Origin of the sequence: Cyanobium sp. ATX 6F1, assembly GCF_024346315.1 — a bacterium.
GTDB lineage: Bacteria > Cyanobacteriota > Cyanobacteriia > PCC-6307 > Cyanobiaceae > ATX-6F1.
The window spans coordinates 46,071-59,848 of the sequence record NZ_JAGQCS010000004.1 but is presented as its reverse complement, the minus strand read 5'-3'; the positions used below and the strand labels follow the sequence as shown (position 1 = coordinate 59,848).

Below are 13,778 nucleotides of genomic sequence, written 5' to 3'. Positions count from 1 at the left end.
TTCATCCCACCCCGTATCAACCATGACCACCACTCCCTCTAGCAACAACTCTGCCCAGGATTTCGCCACCCAGGCGACCCACCTTGAACAGCTCAAGCGTGCGGAACTGTTCAACGGTCGGGCCGCCATGCTCGGCATCGTGATCGGGATCATCACCGAAGGTCTGACCGGCGCCGGTATTGCCCACCAGATCGGTCTGGGGCCCCTGGTGGACGGCTTCACCGCTTGCCACACCCAGTTCCTTCCCTTCTGCTTCTGAACCTGATCCCCAGGCGAGACATCCAGCAACCCCCAGGCCCTGCCTAGGGGTTTTTATGCGCCCAGACGCCACATCTCTGAACTCCTGTGGCCTGGGCTGGCTCAGCCTGTGAGACTGGATCCAGCCCATCGTTCTCCCAATGGCGAACTACACCATTTCGATCGAAGGCGGTGGGTCCTTCACCTGCGACGACATCACTTACATCCTCGACGCCGCGGAACGACAGGGCTTCAACCTCCCCTTTTCCTGCCGGGCTGGGGGCTGCAGCACCTGCGTAGGAAAGATCCTGGCCGGCAGCGTGGATCAGTCGGAGCAGAACTTCCTCGATGACGATCAGATGCGCGCCGGCTACGCCCTGCTCTGCCTGAGCTACCCCAAAAGTGACTGCACGCTCCAGACCAACGTGGAAGTCGAACTCTGAGGCCAGCGGCCGAGGGGTGGTGCTCCAGGCTGAACAACGATCAGTCCCTACCCCATGGCCACGGATCCTGTCGTGGTGGCCTTGGTCTGTGACAACGATCTATTCGTCAAGCCGACGGCTGCAGGACGGGAGATCCTCGGCGCGCCTGCGGAGCATCCCCCCTACCCGGGGGCCAAGCCCTATTTCCGGGTGCGGGACGAAATCGAGGATCCCGCCCGGCTGCGGCAGCTGCTGGTGGCCACGGCCCGGGAACTGCCGTTCCCCAAACCGAAGGCCAGGCCGAAGCAGAAGCTGAGCTGACGGGCCCTACGCCCCCGGCTCCAGGTCCGGCCCCTGAAAAGCCTTTCTGGAGCTGAGTTTCTCCCCTATCCCCCAGCGCTCCACAACGGCTGTACGCCCTAGATTCACAGGATGAGATCCGCGCAGGCCCCCAGCGAAACCTTCGAGCTGATCGTGGTCGGTGGCGGCCATGCCGGCTGTGAAGCGGCGCTCACCGCGGCGCGCCTGGGAATCAGCACCGCCCTGTTCAGCCTCAACCTCGACCGCATCGCCTGGCAGCCCTGCAACCCGGCCGTGGGCGGTCCGGCCAAGAGCCAGCTGGTGCATGAGGTGGATGCCCTCGGTGGGGTGATCGGCCGCCTCGCCGATGCCACCGCCCTTCAGAAGCGCGTGCTCAACGCCAGCCGCGGCCCGGCTGTGTGGGCCCTGCGCGCCCAGACCGACAAGCGCCAGTACGCCCGCCAGATGCTGCAGTTGCTGCAGCACACCCCGAACCTGGCCCTGCGGGAGGCGATGGTGACCGACCTGGTGGTGGAGGGCGACCCCGAGGCCGGCGACGCCCGCATCACCGGCGTGCGCACCTACTTCGGTAGCGTCTACGCCGCCGGCGCCGTGGTGCTGACCACCGGCACCTTCCTGGGGGGCCGCATCTGGGTGGGGGATCGCTCGATGGCGGCCGGCCGGGCCGGGGAACAGCCCGCCGAAGGGCTCACCGAGGCCCTGGGCGCCCTGGGCTTCCGCACCGATCGCCTCAAGACCGGCACCCCCGCCCGGGTCGACCGCCGCAGCGTCCGCCTCGACCAGCTGGAGGAGCAACCCAGCGACGCGGCCGATCGCTTCTTCTCCTTCGATCCGGCCGCCTGGGTGAGCGGAGAGCAGATGGCCTGTCACCTCACCCGCACCACGGCCGCCACCCATCAGCTGATCCGCGACAACCTGCATCTCACCCCGATCTACGGCGGCTTCATCGACAGCAAGGGCCCGCGCTACTGCCCCTCGATCGAAGACAAGATCGTGCGCTTCGCCGACAAGGAGAGTCACCAGATCTTCCTGGAGCCCGAGGGCCGCGACACCCCTGAGCTCTACATCCAGGGCTTCTCCACCGGCCTGCCCGAGCGCCTGCAGCTGGAGCTGCTGCGCACCCTGCCGGGCCTGGAGCAGTGCGTGATGCTGCGGCCCGCCTACAGCGTCGATTACGACTATTTACCGGCCACCCAGCTGCGGCCCAGCCTGGAGACCAAGCGGGTGGCCGGGCTGTTCAGCGCCGGCCAGCTCAACGGCACCACCGGCTACGAGGAGGCCGCCGCCCAGGGGCTGGTGGCCGGCCTCAACGCCGCCCGGCGCCTGCGGGGCCAGGAGCCCGTGCACTTCCCCCGCGAGGGCAGCTACATCGGTACCTTGATCGACGACCTGGTCACCAAGGACCTCAAGGAGCCCTACCGCGTGCTCACCAGCCGCAGCGAGTACCGGCTGGTGCTGCGGGGCGACAACGCCGACCGGCGGCTCACCCCCCTGGGGCGGGAGCTGGGGCTGATCGATGTCCGCCGCTGGGAGATTTTCGAGCGCAAACAGGCGGCGATCGAATCCGAAGCCCGCCGGCTGGACACCTTGCGCCTCAAGGAGTCCGATCCGGCGGCGGCGGCGATCGCCGCCGAAACCGACGCCCCGATCAAGGGCTCGATCCTGCTGTCGGAGCTGCTGCGGCGCTCCGGCTTCCACAGCGCTGATCTGGTGCGCCACGGCCTGATGGAGGCGGCTCTGCCCCTGGCCGTGCGCGAGGCGGTGGAGATCGACATCAAATACAGCGGCTACCTGGCCCGCCAGGTGCAGCAGATCGAACGGGTGAAACAGCAGGAGCACCGGCCGATCCCCGCCGGCACCGCCTACGGCGCCATCGCCACCCTCTCCAGGGAGGCCCGTGAGCGCCTGGATGCCGTGGCGCCGCTCACCCTTGGCCAGGCCGCCCGCATCCCCGGCGTCAGCCCCGCCGATGTGACCGCCTTGATGCTCTGGCTGGAGCTGCAGAAACGGCAGCGGACACCGGCACCCTCGTCACAAGCGCTCGTCGCAGGTACCGTGCTCCCACCGACGCGCTGAGGGCAAGCCGATGGCTCCGCGAAGCAGCACCTCGAGAACCTTCTGGGAATTGCGGGCCGAGCAGGTCATGGACCGGGTGTTCCAGGGCGCCTTTGCGGCCCAGGCACCGGCGGCCGAACGCCCCCCGGTGGCACCCCGCCCCGCCACGGTCTCGCCAAGGGTGCCTGCAGGAGTGGGGGCCGCGGGGGCGGGAGTGGCCAGCCCCGGCGAACCCGCCATTGAGGTGGAGGTGCGCGAAGAGCGCCACTTCGGCTCCCGCTTCTTCGGCGGCGCCCGCCTGTTCCCGATTGATTGGCCCACACCCGAATGGGCCCGGGATGTGAGCCGCTGGAAGCCGCAGCTGCCCAGCCTGAGCCTGGATGTCCAGCTGCTGGCGGCGGTGCTGGGACTGCTGGCTCTGTTCACCGCTGGCTCCTCGGTGCTTCTATGGCGCGGTTGGAACCAGGCCCGCCTCGACCTGCGCCAGGAGCGCAACCTGCAGCTGCTGGAGCGCCTGCGCAGCATCGGTTTCGGCAACGCGGTCGCCTCGGCCCCGGCCGCACCTCTGCTCGATCCACCTGGCAAGGACAAGACCCTGACCCTGGGGGCCACGGGTGTCTCCACCCTGCCGCCGCCACCGCCTGAAGAGACCTGGATGCAGCAGCTGGAACCGCTCCAGGGCGGCGGTAACAGCGGTGGAGGCGGCGGCGGTTCTGCGCCGGTTCCCCGCTCCTCCAATGTGCTGAGGGTGCCGTTCAGCCGCAGCCTCACCAACCCCGGCCCTCCTCCTCCGGTCAACGCCGGCTCGTCCGGCGGCTCGAACTCCCGCAGCGATTACGAAGGTGGCGGTGGCAGCAGTGGTCCCGAGCTGGTCGGGGTGGTGCAGGTGCCGGGCCGATCAGGCTCAGCCATCTTCCAGATGGGCAGCAGTTCCACCAGCGTTGGGGTGGGCGAGATGATCGGCTCCAGCGGCTGGCGGCTGCGTTCGGCCTCAGGCGATTCGGCCGTGATCGAGAAGGGCTCCACCCAACGGATGGTCAGCATCAGCAGCGGCTTTTGACCCGATCGGAGGGATTTCTGGCGCTGACGGCGCTCTGGGAGGCCCCCTGCCAGAGCGCCGTCACGGCCGCCGAGGCCGGCGAAAACCTCAGTGGCCCCTGGAAGCTCCTGCTCCTGGGGGACGGCAGCCCCACCCGCCACCTGCAGCTGCTCACCGGCGCGCCGGTGGAGGTGGAACTGATCGCCATGGCCCCCGATCCGGCCACAAATTCCGACGCCGAGACGGCCAGCTCCAGCGAGCGGCCGGCGGAGGTGGCGGAGTTGGAGCCGCCCCTGATCCGCCGCCAGGTGTGGCTCAACTGCGGCGAGTCCACCCTCGCCTGGGCTGAGAGCTGGTGGAACCAGGCGGCAGCCGAGCGCCATCTCCAGGACCGCCAGCTGCCCATCTGGCGCAGCCTCACCGCCGATCGGGCCGAGCTGTTCCGGGAGGTGGACGGCCTGGCCCGGGTGAACGCCCCCTGGCTGGAGCGACGCTTCGGCCAGCCGGGCCCTTTCTGGAGTCGTCACTACCGCTTCTTCCGGGGCGGCGTGGAGCTGACGGTGATTAGGGAGGTGTTCAGCCCCGCCCTGGAGCGCTGGCTGGGGCCGAGCAACGCTCCAGCCGCAGCCAGCCGTTCCTGAGAGCTTGCCGAATCCGTGCCGGCTGCCAGCGGAAATGGCCTGAGCTCTTGCTCCTCGATGGGCACCACATCTGGTCGAGCTTCTGAACTCGCCTCCCTCCAGCCAACGGCCCACTCAGGTCAGGCGGAGGGCCTCGGCCTGCTTGCTCGCCGTCTCCAGCAGCTCCCGCAGACGATTTTCATCGGTGTGGCTGAGGCTGGTGCGCAGCAGCTTGGCGTGGGGCGCGTGGCGCCGCAGGCGCTCCACCACCCGATCCGGGGTGGACTCTCGCACCAGCAGACAGAGGGCGGCACTGCCCCGGGGCAGGCTCTCGCCCACCTCCTTGAGGAAGCCGTCGTTGATGCCCAGGTCGGTGAGCGCCCCGGAGGCCGCCCCCATGCCCGCGCCCACCGCCGCCCCCAGCAGGGGGTTGAGGAACAGCAGACCGATCAAAGAGCCCCAGAAGCCGCCGCTGACCGCGCCGGCGGTCGTGAGGTTGATGGACTGCCGCAGGTGCACGCCGCCCTCGGCGTCATGTTCCACCACCACCGCATCCTCCAGGGAGATCAGGTGCTCCTGCTGGATGTCCACCAGCTCGCGCCGCACCTCTTCCGCCTCCGCCACCTTGGGGAAGCCGACCACCACCAGATTGCTCATCGCCAGGGTTCAGGAAGGCCTCAACCTAGGCAGTCCTGAGACGGTCATCGTTCGCGCCGGTGGTCTGGAACACCTGGGCGCTCGAACCGGGTCTCAGCTCCGGCGACGGGTGGAGCGGGGGAGCGGGCGCCCTGCCGTGCCCTCCGGTTCCCCCGCTCGGAGCTCGGGCCGCTCCGCCTCGGGCACAGCGGGCCGGGCCGGCCGCCGCCAGCGGGGCACGCTGAACTCCTCGAGGTCGGGCCAGTCATCGGCGCCTGGGGGTGCCGACACCGGTGGCAGCAGGGGGGTGGAGCGGCGGGAGATCGCCTCCAGGGGCTGGCGGCGGGGGCTCGGTTCCGGAGGTTCGCCTCCCCAGGTCGCCACGGGGCGCGGTTGCACGGGGGGGGAGGGGGCGTAGCGATCGGCTGTTGGACGGCCAGCTGTGGGACGACTGGCTGATTCGCGGCCCCACCGGTCGCCGTAGGGGGCCTCCCGATTTGGGGCCGTGCGGGAGGCCTCCTGCCAGGGCTCGCGCCAGTCGTCCTCGTCTTCCAGGAGCCAATCGAGCCGGTCTTCCACCCAGGCGCCCAGGCCCGCTCGCCCGCCGCCGCGGCCCGGGCCGGCGGACCCGGAGGGACGTGAGCCCGGGCGAGCGCCGGCCACCCCATTCACCAGCTGCCGTCCCGCATCTAGGAAGCGATCGAAGCCCTGCCCAAGGCGGGAATCGATGGGCTCACCGCCCCGGCGGCGTGCGCGGTTACTGGATCCGGCCATGCTTCGACGTTACTGACGCCTGGCTTTGAGCCAGCGCTCGCGGCCCAGGCCCACCAGGGCGATGCCCACACCGGAAAACTCCAACACCCAGAGAAAGGTGCCCATGGCGGCGTGACGGCAGGCCGCAGGTTAAGCGCCGGTCTTACGCGGCAGTTCTACGCAGCCGTCTTACGCAGCAGTGGACTCGAAGATCAACTGGCAACTGGTGTGCCAGCGGCCGCCGTGGAGCCTGTCGCAGCAGTGGCGGCAGGCCAGCCCCTCGCGCCGGCGCCGGTAGGCCGCGCTGACGCCGCAGCTGGGGCAGCGGGCCCGCCAGCGGGCGGCGCTGATCGGCACCGGGTAGCGGTGGCGCAGGCTCACCTGAAACGACCCCTGGGCGGCGTTGATCGCCGCCATCCGGGCCCGGAAGCAGGGGCCGTGCACCTCCTGCACCTGCAGCACCCGGTCCACCCAGGCGTGGATCATCTCGTGGCAGAGGGTGCTGAGCGTGGCCTCCCGCGGCAGTGGCTCCAGCAGCGGCCGCGAGAGCACGATCTCGCAGAGGTCGCGGCCATCGCCGTAGCGGCCCCGCTTGTAGAGGCCGGCGGTGCGGTTCATGCGCCCATCGCTCCAGCGCAACTCCACCAGAGAGCGGCCGAGCGGGGCGAGGCTGCCGCCGAAGTGCTCCCGATCGAGCCGATGGAACAGGGGCAGCAGGGGCTCCAGGGGCATGCCGCGAGGGCCGCAGGTCAACCCCTCCAGTCTGAACCGCCTCGCCGGCGCCTGCCGTCGGTCAGACTCAGGAACCCGAATCGCCCCGTTCGAGCCCCATGGATCTGGTCCTGGCCCGTGAGATCGGCACCAAGTCGCTGCTGGCCGGTGCTGGAGCCCTGCTCCTCTACTGGACCTACACGGCGGTGAAGCTGGTGATCAGCGCCCGGGGCATCAACCCGCTGATCAAGCAGTTCTTCACCCAGGTGGCCTCCGGCCGCATCGACGCTGCCTACCTGCTCACCACCAAGAACTACCGCTCCCACGTCAACCGTCAGCAGTTCATCCGCTTTCTGGCGGGGCTGCAGCTGAACAAGTACAGCAACCTCAAATCCGGGCGCCCGCGGCTGCAGGAGGGCCAGATGATCCTCACCGTCAAGCTCAAGTCCGACGCCAAGGAGGAGCTGCCCCTGGATTTCACCTTTGTGAAGGTGGAGGACGACTGGCGCGTCGATCGCATCGCCAAGCTGGCGGCCAGCTGAGGGTGGCCGCTCATCAAACAGCCGTGAGCGCCACCAGCCCGAGCCCGCAGACCCGCGCCCAGCACCTGCGGGCGCTGCTGAACCGGGCCGCCCACGCCTACTACGTGCTCGATGCCCCGCTGATGGAGGACCCGGTCTACGACCGGCTTTACCGGGAGCTGCTGGAACTCGAAAGCGCCCACCCCGAGCTGCTGGCCGCTGACAGCCCCACCCAGCGCGTCGGCGGTGCCCCGTCCGAAGGCTTCGTGAGCGTGGAGCACCGCATCGGCCTGCTCAGCCTCGACAACGGCTTCAGCACCCAGGAGCTGGAGGCCTGGTACAACCGCCTGCTCAAGGTGCTCGATCGCCTGCCGGAACCTGGCCAACCCCTGCCGGCCCTGGCGATGGTCAGCGAGCTCAAGATCGACGGCAACGCCCTCGCCCTCAGTTATGCGAACGGCCTGCTGGTGCGGGCCGCCACCCGCGGCGACGGCGAGCGGGGCGAGGAGATCACTGCCAACGTGCGCACGATCCAGGCGGTGCCCCTGAGGCTGCAGCTGGAGGATCCACCGCCCTGGGTGGAGGTGCGCGGTGAGGCCCTGATCCGCGATGACACCTTCGCGGTAATCAACGCCGAGCGCAACGAGCGGGGGGAGGCCCCCTTCGCCAATCCACGCAACGCCTGCGCCGGCACCCTGCGCCAGCTCGATCCCCGGGTGGTGGCCTCCCGGCGGCTGGATTTCTTCGCCTACACCCTGCACCTGCCCGACGACTGGCGGCCGGTCTCAGCTGGGCGGCCCGGCAGCCAGTGGAACTCGCTTCAGTGGCTGGCGGCCGCCGGTTTCCGGGTGAATCCCAACGCCGAGCGCTGCTCCGATCTGGCGGCGGTGGAGGCCTTCTTTGCGGCCTGGGAGACGCGGCGGGCGCAGCTCCCCTACGCCACCGACGGGGTGGTGGTGAAGCTCGATGACCTGCGGCTCCAGGACAGCGCCGGCTTCACCCAGAAGGCGCCCCGCTGGGCGATCGCGCTCAAGTACGCCGCCGAGGAGGCCCCCAGCAAGCTGCTGCGCCTCAGCGCCCAGGTGGGCCGCACGGGGGTGGTGACCCCGGTGGCCGAGTTCGAACCCGTACCCCTGGCGGGCACCACGGTGAGCCGCGCCACCCTGCACAACGCCGACCGCCTGGCGGAGCTGGATCTCCGCATCGGCGACACGGTGGTGGTGCGCAAGGCCGGCGAGATCATCCCCGAGGTGGTGCGTGTGCTGCCGGAACTCAGGCCGCCCGGGGCCCGCCCCCTGGAGCTGCCCCACGCCTGCCCGGAGTGCGGTTCCGATCTCGTGCGGGAGGAAGGGGAGGCGGCCACCCGCTGCGTCAACTCCAGCTGCCCGGCGATCCTGCGCGGCTCCCTGCGCCACTGGGTGGCCCGGGACGCCCTTGATGTGGATGGCGCCGGCGGCAAGCTGATCGAGCAGCTGGTGGACCGGGGCCTGGTGGGCTCGATCGCCGACCTCTACCGGCTCGATGAAGCCCTGCTCGCCAGCCTGGAGCGCCTGGGCGAGAAGTCAGCCACCAACCTGGTGGAGGCCCTGGCGGCCTCGAAGCGCCGTCCCTGGCATCGGCTGCTCTACGGCCTCGGCATCCACCATGTGGGCAGCGTGAACGCCAAGGCCCTGGCCAAAGCCTTCCCCAGCGCCAGCGCGCTGGGCGCCGCCGCCCTGGAGCGACCCGAAGCGGTCACGGCCGTGTTCGGCGTCGGCGCCGAGATCGCCCAGAGCCTGCAGCAGTGGTTCGCCACCCCCGCCAACCAGCTGCTGCTGGAGCAACTTCAAGCCCTGGGGCTGCCGCTGATGGCCACGGACGCCGAGCGGGCGGAAGCGGGGGGCAGCGGCGCCGATGGGCCCCTGGCCGGCCAGACCCTGGTGCTGACCGGCACCCTGCCGACCTTGAGCCGCAGCGCCGCCCAGGCTCTGATCGAGGCGGCCGGGGGCAAGGTGAGCGGCTCGGTGAGCAAGAAAACCAGCTATGTGGTGGCGGGCGAGGAGGCGGGCAGCAAGCTCAGCAAAGCCGAAGCGCTGGGGGTGCCTGTGCTCGATGAGGCGGGGCTGAAGGAGCTGCTGGGAGAGGGCGCATAGCATCCGGCCACCCCGGGCCGTTGGCCGCCGATGAGCACCACCAACCTGGTCCGCTACCTGTTGATCGTGGCCAGCGCCGCGGTCACGGTGCTGCTGTTCAACTACTTCGCGGGCACGATCGGCCTGTTCACCGCCGCCGGCATCGTGGCGGCGCTGCTGAACATCCCGCTGGCCTGGTTGGAGCGGCGCATCCCCCGGCCCCTGGCGATCGCGGTGGTGTTCCTCGGCGCCCTGCTGCTGGCCGGCGGCTTCACCGCCCTGGTGGGCCTGCAGGTGCTCAACCAGGGCCAGAGCCTGGTGCTTGATCTGCGCAAAACCCTGGGCGAGCAGGACCTCAGCCCCATGCACCGCTTCCTGGAGGGCTACGGTCTCGACAAGATCACCCAGCTGCTGCAGGCGGGCCTGGTGACGGGGCTGGGGGTGCTGCAGACCCTGTTCACCAGCGCCTTCACCGGCATTTTCGGGGCGGTGATCAGCCTCTACATGCTGATCGACGGCGAAAAGCTCTGGCGGGGCTTCCTGGGCTGGCTGCCCGACGCCCACCGGGACCGCTTCGAGCGCACCTTCAAGCAAAGCTTTCTGGGCTTCATCCACGGTCAGCTGCTGCTGATGCTCTTCCTCACCCTGAGCACCGCCGTGGTGTTCCCGCTGGTGGGGGTGAGGTACGCCCTGCTGCTGGCGGTGATCGTGGGCGTGCTCGATGCGATCCCGGGCATCGGTGCCACCCTCGGGATCGTGCTGGTCACCGCCCTGGTGTACGCCTCCCAGGGGGGCGACATCGCCCTGCGGGCCCTGATCGCCTCGTTGCTGCTGGGCCAGCTCCAGGACAACGTCGTGCACCCGCGGGTGATGGGCAAGGCGATGGAGCTGAACCCTGTCGTGCTGTTTCTGGCCCTGTTCATCGGCCAGCGCACCGCTGGCCTGCTGGGGGTGTTCCTCTCGATTCCGATCGCCGGCATGGTCTCGATCTGGATTCAATCGGTCCGGCAGGAGCAGGGTGCCCTGCCGGAAACCAACGCCGAGCCCCAAGCCAGCCCCTGATCAGATCAGCGGGGGCTGCTGTTGGATCAGATCGATCTGGCCACCTTCCACTAGATAGTTAGCACCGCCAATGTTGCCGTCTTTGATGCTGTGGGCTTGCACGTTGGCCAGGAAGTAGGAGCCAGCTGCAGCGTCATAGATGGATGAGACATCGATGATGCCGGAGGACTCCCAGTTGCCGACTCCATTGCTGTCTGCGTTGGTGTAGGCGGGCTGGGTCTGGCCATAGGCCGTGGGCACGGCGGTGCGGTCAATCTGAGCCCAGCGCAGAGCTTCTCCGGTCGCATTGCCGGTGATCGGATCGATCGCCAGCTTCCAGATCGAGGCTTCCTGAGTGCCGAAGTTGCCGAGGGTGGTGTTGGTGCCACCGCCGTTGGCCCGGTCCTCCTGGATGTAGGCATGGCCATCCGCGCTGATGGTCATGTTGTCGGGATTGCGCAGACCGGTGGTGGGATCAACCAGCAGGTCGCCGTCATAGACGACCTTGAGCACCGAGGCTCCAGGTCCGGAAATCAGGCCATCGCTGCCGAAGGCATCATCGAAACCAAGGGTGTAGACGTTGCCATACAGGTCACCTTTCGCGAAATCAGCGGTGCCGGTGGAGACGAACACCGCCTGCTGACCGTTGAGCGGGTTGACCTCACCGTCCTCGATCCGGCTCAGCTGCAGGGCACCGGCGCCCACCGCCAGCTGGCGCAGGGCCGGGGCACCCAGCTGGGTGTAGTTGGCATCGAGGCTGGCCAGGTCGACCCAGGAGCCATTGATGGCGGTGTTCAGGCCATTGGCCTGGGTGAAGGCCAGCAGGTCGGAGGAGTCGGGGCCTGCGCTCACCCCGTTCTCGGGAAGGGCCGTGGTCACGTAGGTGTACAACGTGCCCTGGTTCTCCGCCAGGCCGTTGCGCTCCAGGAAGCTGGCATCAGCGGCCGAACTCTTGCTGCCGACCCACAGGTAGAGGGGCGCCTTGGCGTCGTCGAACAACAGCACCGACACGGTGTCCGCACTGCCGGTATCGATGATCGTGGCGGATTCCCAGGTGCCCTTGCCGAAGCCCACCACCTCATGGATGGCCCGGCTGTTGACATCGAGAGCGAAGAAGGAACCACCGTCACCGCTGAATTCTTCTTCGCCCACCAGATAGATGCGGTCGGCGAAGCCGATGCCTGCACCGAAGCTGTTCGCTTCCACCAGATTGGCCGCACAGAATCTCTTGAAGCCAGCGGCACCCAGATCGGCAGCCTGATCGATCGCAGCGTCCGAGCCGTCGAGGTGGATGCGGTCGTAGGCCAGACCACCTCTGAGCACCTGGCTCTGGTAGCCGTTGGAGGCGTCATCATCGACGTCCTTGTCGATCACCAGGCTGCTGACGCGAGCACCGGTGAGCCCACCCTCGACGCCGGGCAGGAGATAGCCATAACCGCGATCAGCGCCCAGTTCACTGTTGACCAGCAGGGTGAAGCTGCCGTCGCCGTTGTCGTAGGCACCCATGCCATCGAAGATCCCCGTGGGGGCATAGACCGGGCTGCCGGGGGCAAGGCCGTTGGTGAACTCTCCGTTGGTGATCAGGCTGCTGATCTTCAGCTCGGGCCCGCCAGCCACGTCCTTGAGCATGGTGCTGGCAAAGGTGCCGGCACCAGCCACCGTCGGCGCGGCGATCAGAGCCTCAAGGTCGAACACGTTGAGGGTGTTAGAGATCTCATTGGAGACAATCAGTTGATCGCGCCCGGTGGGGCTCTGCTTGGCCTCGATCACCTGCAGACCCTCAGGGGAGATGCTCCCGGCAATCACGGTGCTGGTGACGAAGCTCACCGCAGCTGGATCGGTGACATCGAACACCGCGAGCATCGAGTTGGTGGTGCGCTCCATGCCCACGATCGCGTAAGTGCGGCCGTTGAGCTTGGCCACCACCACGCCCTCGGGCTCGACGCCCTTGTCATCACTGCGGCCATCGGCATACATGCCGGCCGCGAAGGCGATGGTCTGCAGGGTGTTGCCGCTATCCCAGAGCAGTGCGCCGTTGTCGGCATCGAAGAGGCTGATGCTGCGGCCACCGAAGGTGGTGATGCGATCGGTACTGCCGACATTGGTGTCATCGGAGAGGCGCTTGACGCGGTAGGCGGTGGCATCCGGAGTGCTGCTGGTGCCCGGGTTCGTCCCGCGGCGTTCATCGGTGTAGGCGCCGTACTCGCGGCCGTCGCCCTCGTTGGCGGTGATGAAGTAATCCTTGCCCTTGACGCTGTAGGCGGCAATGCCATCAGCCATCCTTAGCCCTTCGTAGTTCTGGCCCAGCAGCGGCTTGAAGGTGGGCGCACCACCTGTGCCGTCCTTATCAGTGAGATCAACGAGCTGATTCTTGAAATCGACCGTACCGAGGGCAAAAATCGACTCGATCTGATTCGAGATCAGGTTGACCTTGGCCACCCCGTTATTTTCCTGCAGGGTCACGTAGGCATAGTGGCCCAGGATTGAGACGTACTCAGGCTCGATGTCGTTGGCCTGGGTGGTGCCAGTAGGGCCAGAGATGCGGATCCCCGCAGGCAGTGTGAGGCCGTCGAAGCCCAGATCGGTATAAGAAAAACGCTCCTGGCCGGCACGGCCTTTGATGTCGATGATGCCGATGCTTCCGACCGGATCCTTGCCTGCAACGACGCCGTAGCCCGTGATCGGTTCGCCCTCGTTGGCGATCACCAGCTTGGTGCCCTGGTCGTTGAAGGCGATGCTGTCGGGCAGATAACCGACCTCCACATCCTTCACCACGGTGAGGCTGCCGTCAGAGCCGAGGCGGTAGAAGCGCACCAGGCCCCGGCCGCCGTTGGTGGCGTAATCGCTGGGGGAGAGGGCCACCGCCACCAGGTTGCCGTAGGTGGCCACCGCCTGGCTCTTGTAGGTGTCCAGGGGCTGGCGGCTGACCAGGGCAAGGGCGGCGGGGTTGGTGGCATCGGTGACCTGGAGGGTGCTGCCGCCGCCGCTGGAGAGGATGAAGGTCTTGCCGCCGATGCTCACGTAGGCGGAGATTTCCGTCTGGAACTGCTCCGTGGGAAGCGTGGGAGGCGTGGTAACTGGTGGGAGAACCAGGGAGAGGTTGATGGAGCCCAGCAGGGGGTTGGTGGGAGCAGGCTCAGGCTGCCCTGGGAAAGCCTTGCGATTGGCAATCGCGGGGGCCGCAGGAGTCAGGGCTGCGTCGCCCGACCTGCGGCCCACGTAGGCCTCCTCGAGCAACAGGTTGAGGCCTGCGTTGGCTGTGCTGACGGTGGCCATCGTTAGGGGGAAAACGAATGGTGCCACCCTCTGTT

Annotated in this window: 13 protein-coding genes; 9 read left to right on the top strand and 4 right to left on the bottom strand. The window is 68.2% G+C overall.

What is annotated here, in order from left to right:
* Window positions 1-22: 22 nt before the first annotated feature.
* The 6 genes from KBZ13_RS07365 to KBZ13_RS07340 all read left to right on the top strand — a co-directional run bounded on the left by KBZ13_RS07365 (window position 23) and on the right by KBZ13_RS07340 (window position 4,715).
* On the top strand, window positions 23-259 hold the full coding sequence (locus tag KBZ13_RS07365; protein WP_255007865.1) for a chlorophyll a/b-binding protein: 237 nt from the start codon (window positions 23-25) through the stop codon (window positions 257-259).
* 139 nt (window positions 260-398) lie between these two features.
* On the top strand, window positions 399-680 hold the full coding sequence (locus KBZ13_RS07360; RefSeq protein WP_255007864.1) for a 2Fe-2S iron-sulfur cluster-binding protein: 282 nt from the start codon (window positions 399-401) through the stop codon (window positions 678-680).
* A gap of 54 nt (window positions 681-734) precedes the next feature.
* A complete protein-coding gene (locus KBZ13_RS07355; protein ID WP_255007862.1) occupies window positions 735-980 on the top strand; it encodes a hypothetical protein in 246 nt (81 codons plus the stop codon).
* 111 nt (window positions 981-1,091) lie between these two features.
* Window positions 1,092-3,056 (top strand): tRNA uridine-5-carboxymethylaminomethyl(34) synthesis enzyme MnmG, encoded by a 1,965-nt coding sequence (gene mnmG, locus KBZ13_RS07350; protein WP_255007860.1) that lies wholly within the window; start codon window positions 1,092-1,094, stop codon window positions 3,054-3,056.
* 10 nt (window positions 3,057-3,066) lie between these two features.
* On the top strand, window positions 3,067-4,095 hold the full coding sequence (locus KBZ13_RS07345) for a hypothetical protein (RefSeq protein ID WP_255007858.1): 1,029 nt from the start codon (window positions 3,067-3,069) through the stop codon (window positions 4,093-4,095).
* Window positions 4,092-4,715: a chorismate lyase gene (locus KBZ13_RS07340; RefSeq protein ID WP_255007857.1), complete on the top strand. Its 624-nt coding sequence runs from the start codon at window positions 4,092-4,094 to the stop codon at window positions 4,713-4,715. Before KBZ13_RS07345 ends, KBZ13_RS07340 begins: the two co-directional genes overlap by 4 nt.
* Window positions 4,716-4,829: 114 nt before the next feature.
* On the opposite strand, the gene KBZ13_RS07335 is transcribed toward KBZ13_RS07340, so the two are convergent.
* The 3 genes from KBZ13_RS07335 to KBZ13_RS07325 form a co-directional block, all read right to left on the bottom strand.
* Window positions 4,830-5,351: a DUF1269 domain-containing protein gene (locus KBZ13_RS07335; RefSeq protein ID WP_255007855.1), complete on the bottom strand. Its 522-nt coding sequence runs from the start codon at window positions 5,349-5,351 to the stop codon at window positions 4,830-4,832.
* Window positions 5,352-5,444: 93 nt separating this feature from the next.
* Window positions 5,445-6,104 carry a hypothetical protein gene (locus KBZ13_RS07330; protein ID WP_255007854.1) on the bottom strand — a complete coding sequence of 220 codons (660 nt, stop codon included), beginning with the start codon at window positions 6,102-6,104 and terminating at the stop codon, window positions 5,445-5,447.
* A gap of 168 nt (window positions 6,105-6,272) precedes the next feature.
* Window positions 6,273-6,815, bottom strand: coding sequence for a SprT family zinc-dependent metalloprotease (locus tag KBZ13_RS07325; RefSeq protein WP_255007853.1), 543 nt, complete (start codon window positions 6,813-6,815; stop codon window positions 6,273-6,275).
* 98 nt (window positions 6,816-6,913) lie between these two features.
* Here KBZ13_RS07325 and KBZ13_RS07320 point away from each other — a divergent pair, with 98 nt between their 5' ends.
* Genes KBZ13_RS07320 through KBZ13_RS07310 form a run of 3 tightly spaced genes read left to right on the top strand, consistent with a single transcriptional unit; the run spans window position 6,914 to window position 10,488 of the window.
* The gene (locus KBZ13_RS07320; RefSeq protein WP_255007852.1) at window positions 6,914-7,336 is read left to right on the top strand and encodes a hypothetical protein; all 423 of its coding nucleotides are present in this window, start codon (window positions 6,914-6,916) and stop codon (window positions 7,334-7,336) included.
* Between the two features lie 23 nt (window positions 7,337-7,359).
* Window positions 7,360-9,447, top strand: coding sequence for an NAD-dependent DNA ligase LigA (ligA, locus tag KBZ13_RS07315; RefSeq protein WP_255007851.1), 2,088 nt, complete (start codon window positions 7,360-7,362; stop codon window positions 9,445-9,447).
* Window positions 9,448-9,477: 30 nt separating this feature from the next.
* Window positions 9,478-10,488: an AI-2E family transporter gene (locus tag KBZ13_RS07310; RefSeq protein WP_255007850.1), complete on the top strand. Its 1,011-nt coding sequence runs from the start codon at window positions 9,478-9,480 to the stop codon at window positions 10,486-10,488.
* On the opposite strand, the gene KBZ13_RS07305 is transcribed toward KBZ13_RS07310, so the two are convergent.
* Window positions 10,489-13,743: a choice-of-anchor I family protein gene (locus tag KBZ13_RS07305; RefSeq protein ID WP_255007849.1), complete on the bottom strand. Its 3,255-nt coding sequence runs from the start codon at window positions 13,741-13,743 to the stop codon at window positions 10,489-10,491.
* Window positions 13,744-13,778 lie beyond the last annotated feature (35 nt).

Excerpts from the sequence above, each read along its gene's own strand:
- KBZ13_RS07365 (WP_255007865.1), top strand. The coding sequence starts at position 23 with ATGACCACCACTCCCTCTAGCAACAACTCTGCCCAGGATTTCGCCACC.
- KBZ13_RS07360 (WP_255007864.1), top strand. The coding sequence starts at position 399 with ATGGCGAACTACACCATTTCGATCGAAGGCGGTGGGTCCTTCACCTGC.
- KBZ13_RS07355 (WP_255007862.1), top strand. The coding sequence starts at position 735 with ATGGCCACGGATCCTGTCGTGGTGGCCTTGGTCTGTGACAACGATCTA.
- mnmG (WP_255007860.1), top strand. The coding sequence starts at position 1,092 with ATGAGATCCGCGCAGGCCCCCAGCGAAACCTTCGAGCTGATCGTGGTC.
- KBZ13_RS07345 (WP_255007858.1), top strand. The coding sequence starts at position 3,067 with ATGGCTCCGCGAAGCAGCACCTCGAGAACCTTCTGGGAATTGCGGGCC.
- KBZ13_RS07335 (WP_255007855.1), bottom strand. The coding sequence starts at position 5,351 with ATGAGCAATCTGGTGGTGGTCGGCTTCCCCAAGGTGGCGGAGGCGGAA.
- KBZ13_RS07330 (WP_255007854.1), bottom strand. The coding sequence starts at position 6,104 with ATGGCCGGATCCAGTAACCGCGCACGCCGCCGGGGCGGTGAGCCCATC.
- KBZ13_RS07325 (WP_255007853.1), bottom strand. The coding sequence starts at position 6,815 with ATGCCCCTGGAGCCCCTGCTGCCCCTGTTCCATCGGCTCGATCGGGAG.
- KBZ13_RS07320 (WP_255007852.1), top strand. The coding sequence starts at position 6,914 with ATGGATCTGGTCCTGGCCCGTGAGATCGGCACCAAGTCGCTGCTGGCC.
- KBZ13_RS07310 (WP_255007850.1), top strand. The coding sequence starts at position 9,478 with ATGAGCACCACCAACCTGGTCCGCTACCTGTTGATCGTGGCCAGCGCC.
- KBZ13_RS07305 (WP_255007849.1), bottom strand. The coding sequence starts at position 13,743 with ATGGCCACCGTCAGCACAGCCAACGCAGGCCTCAACCTGTTGCTCGAG.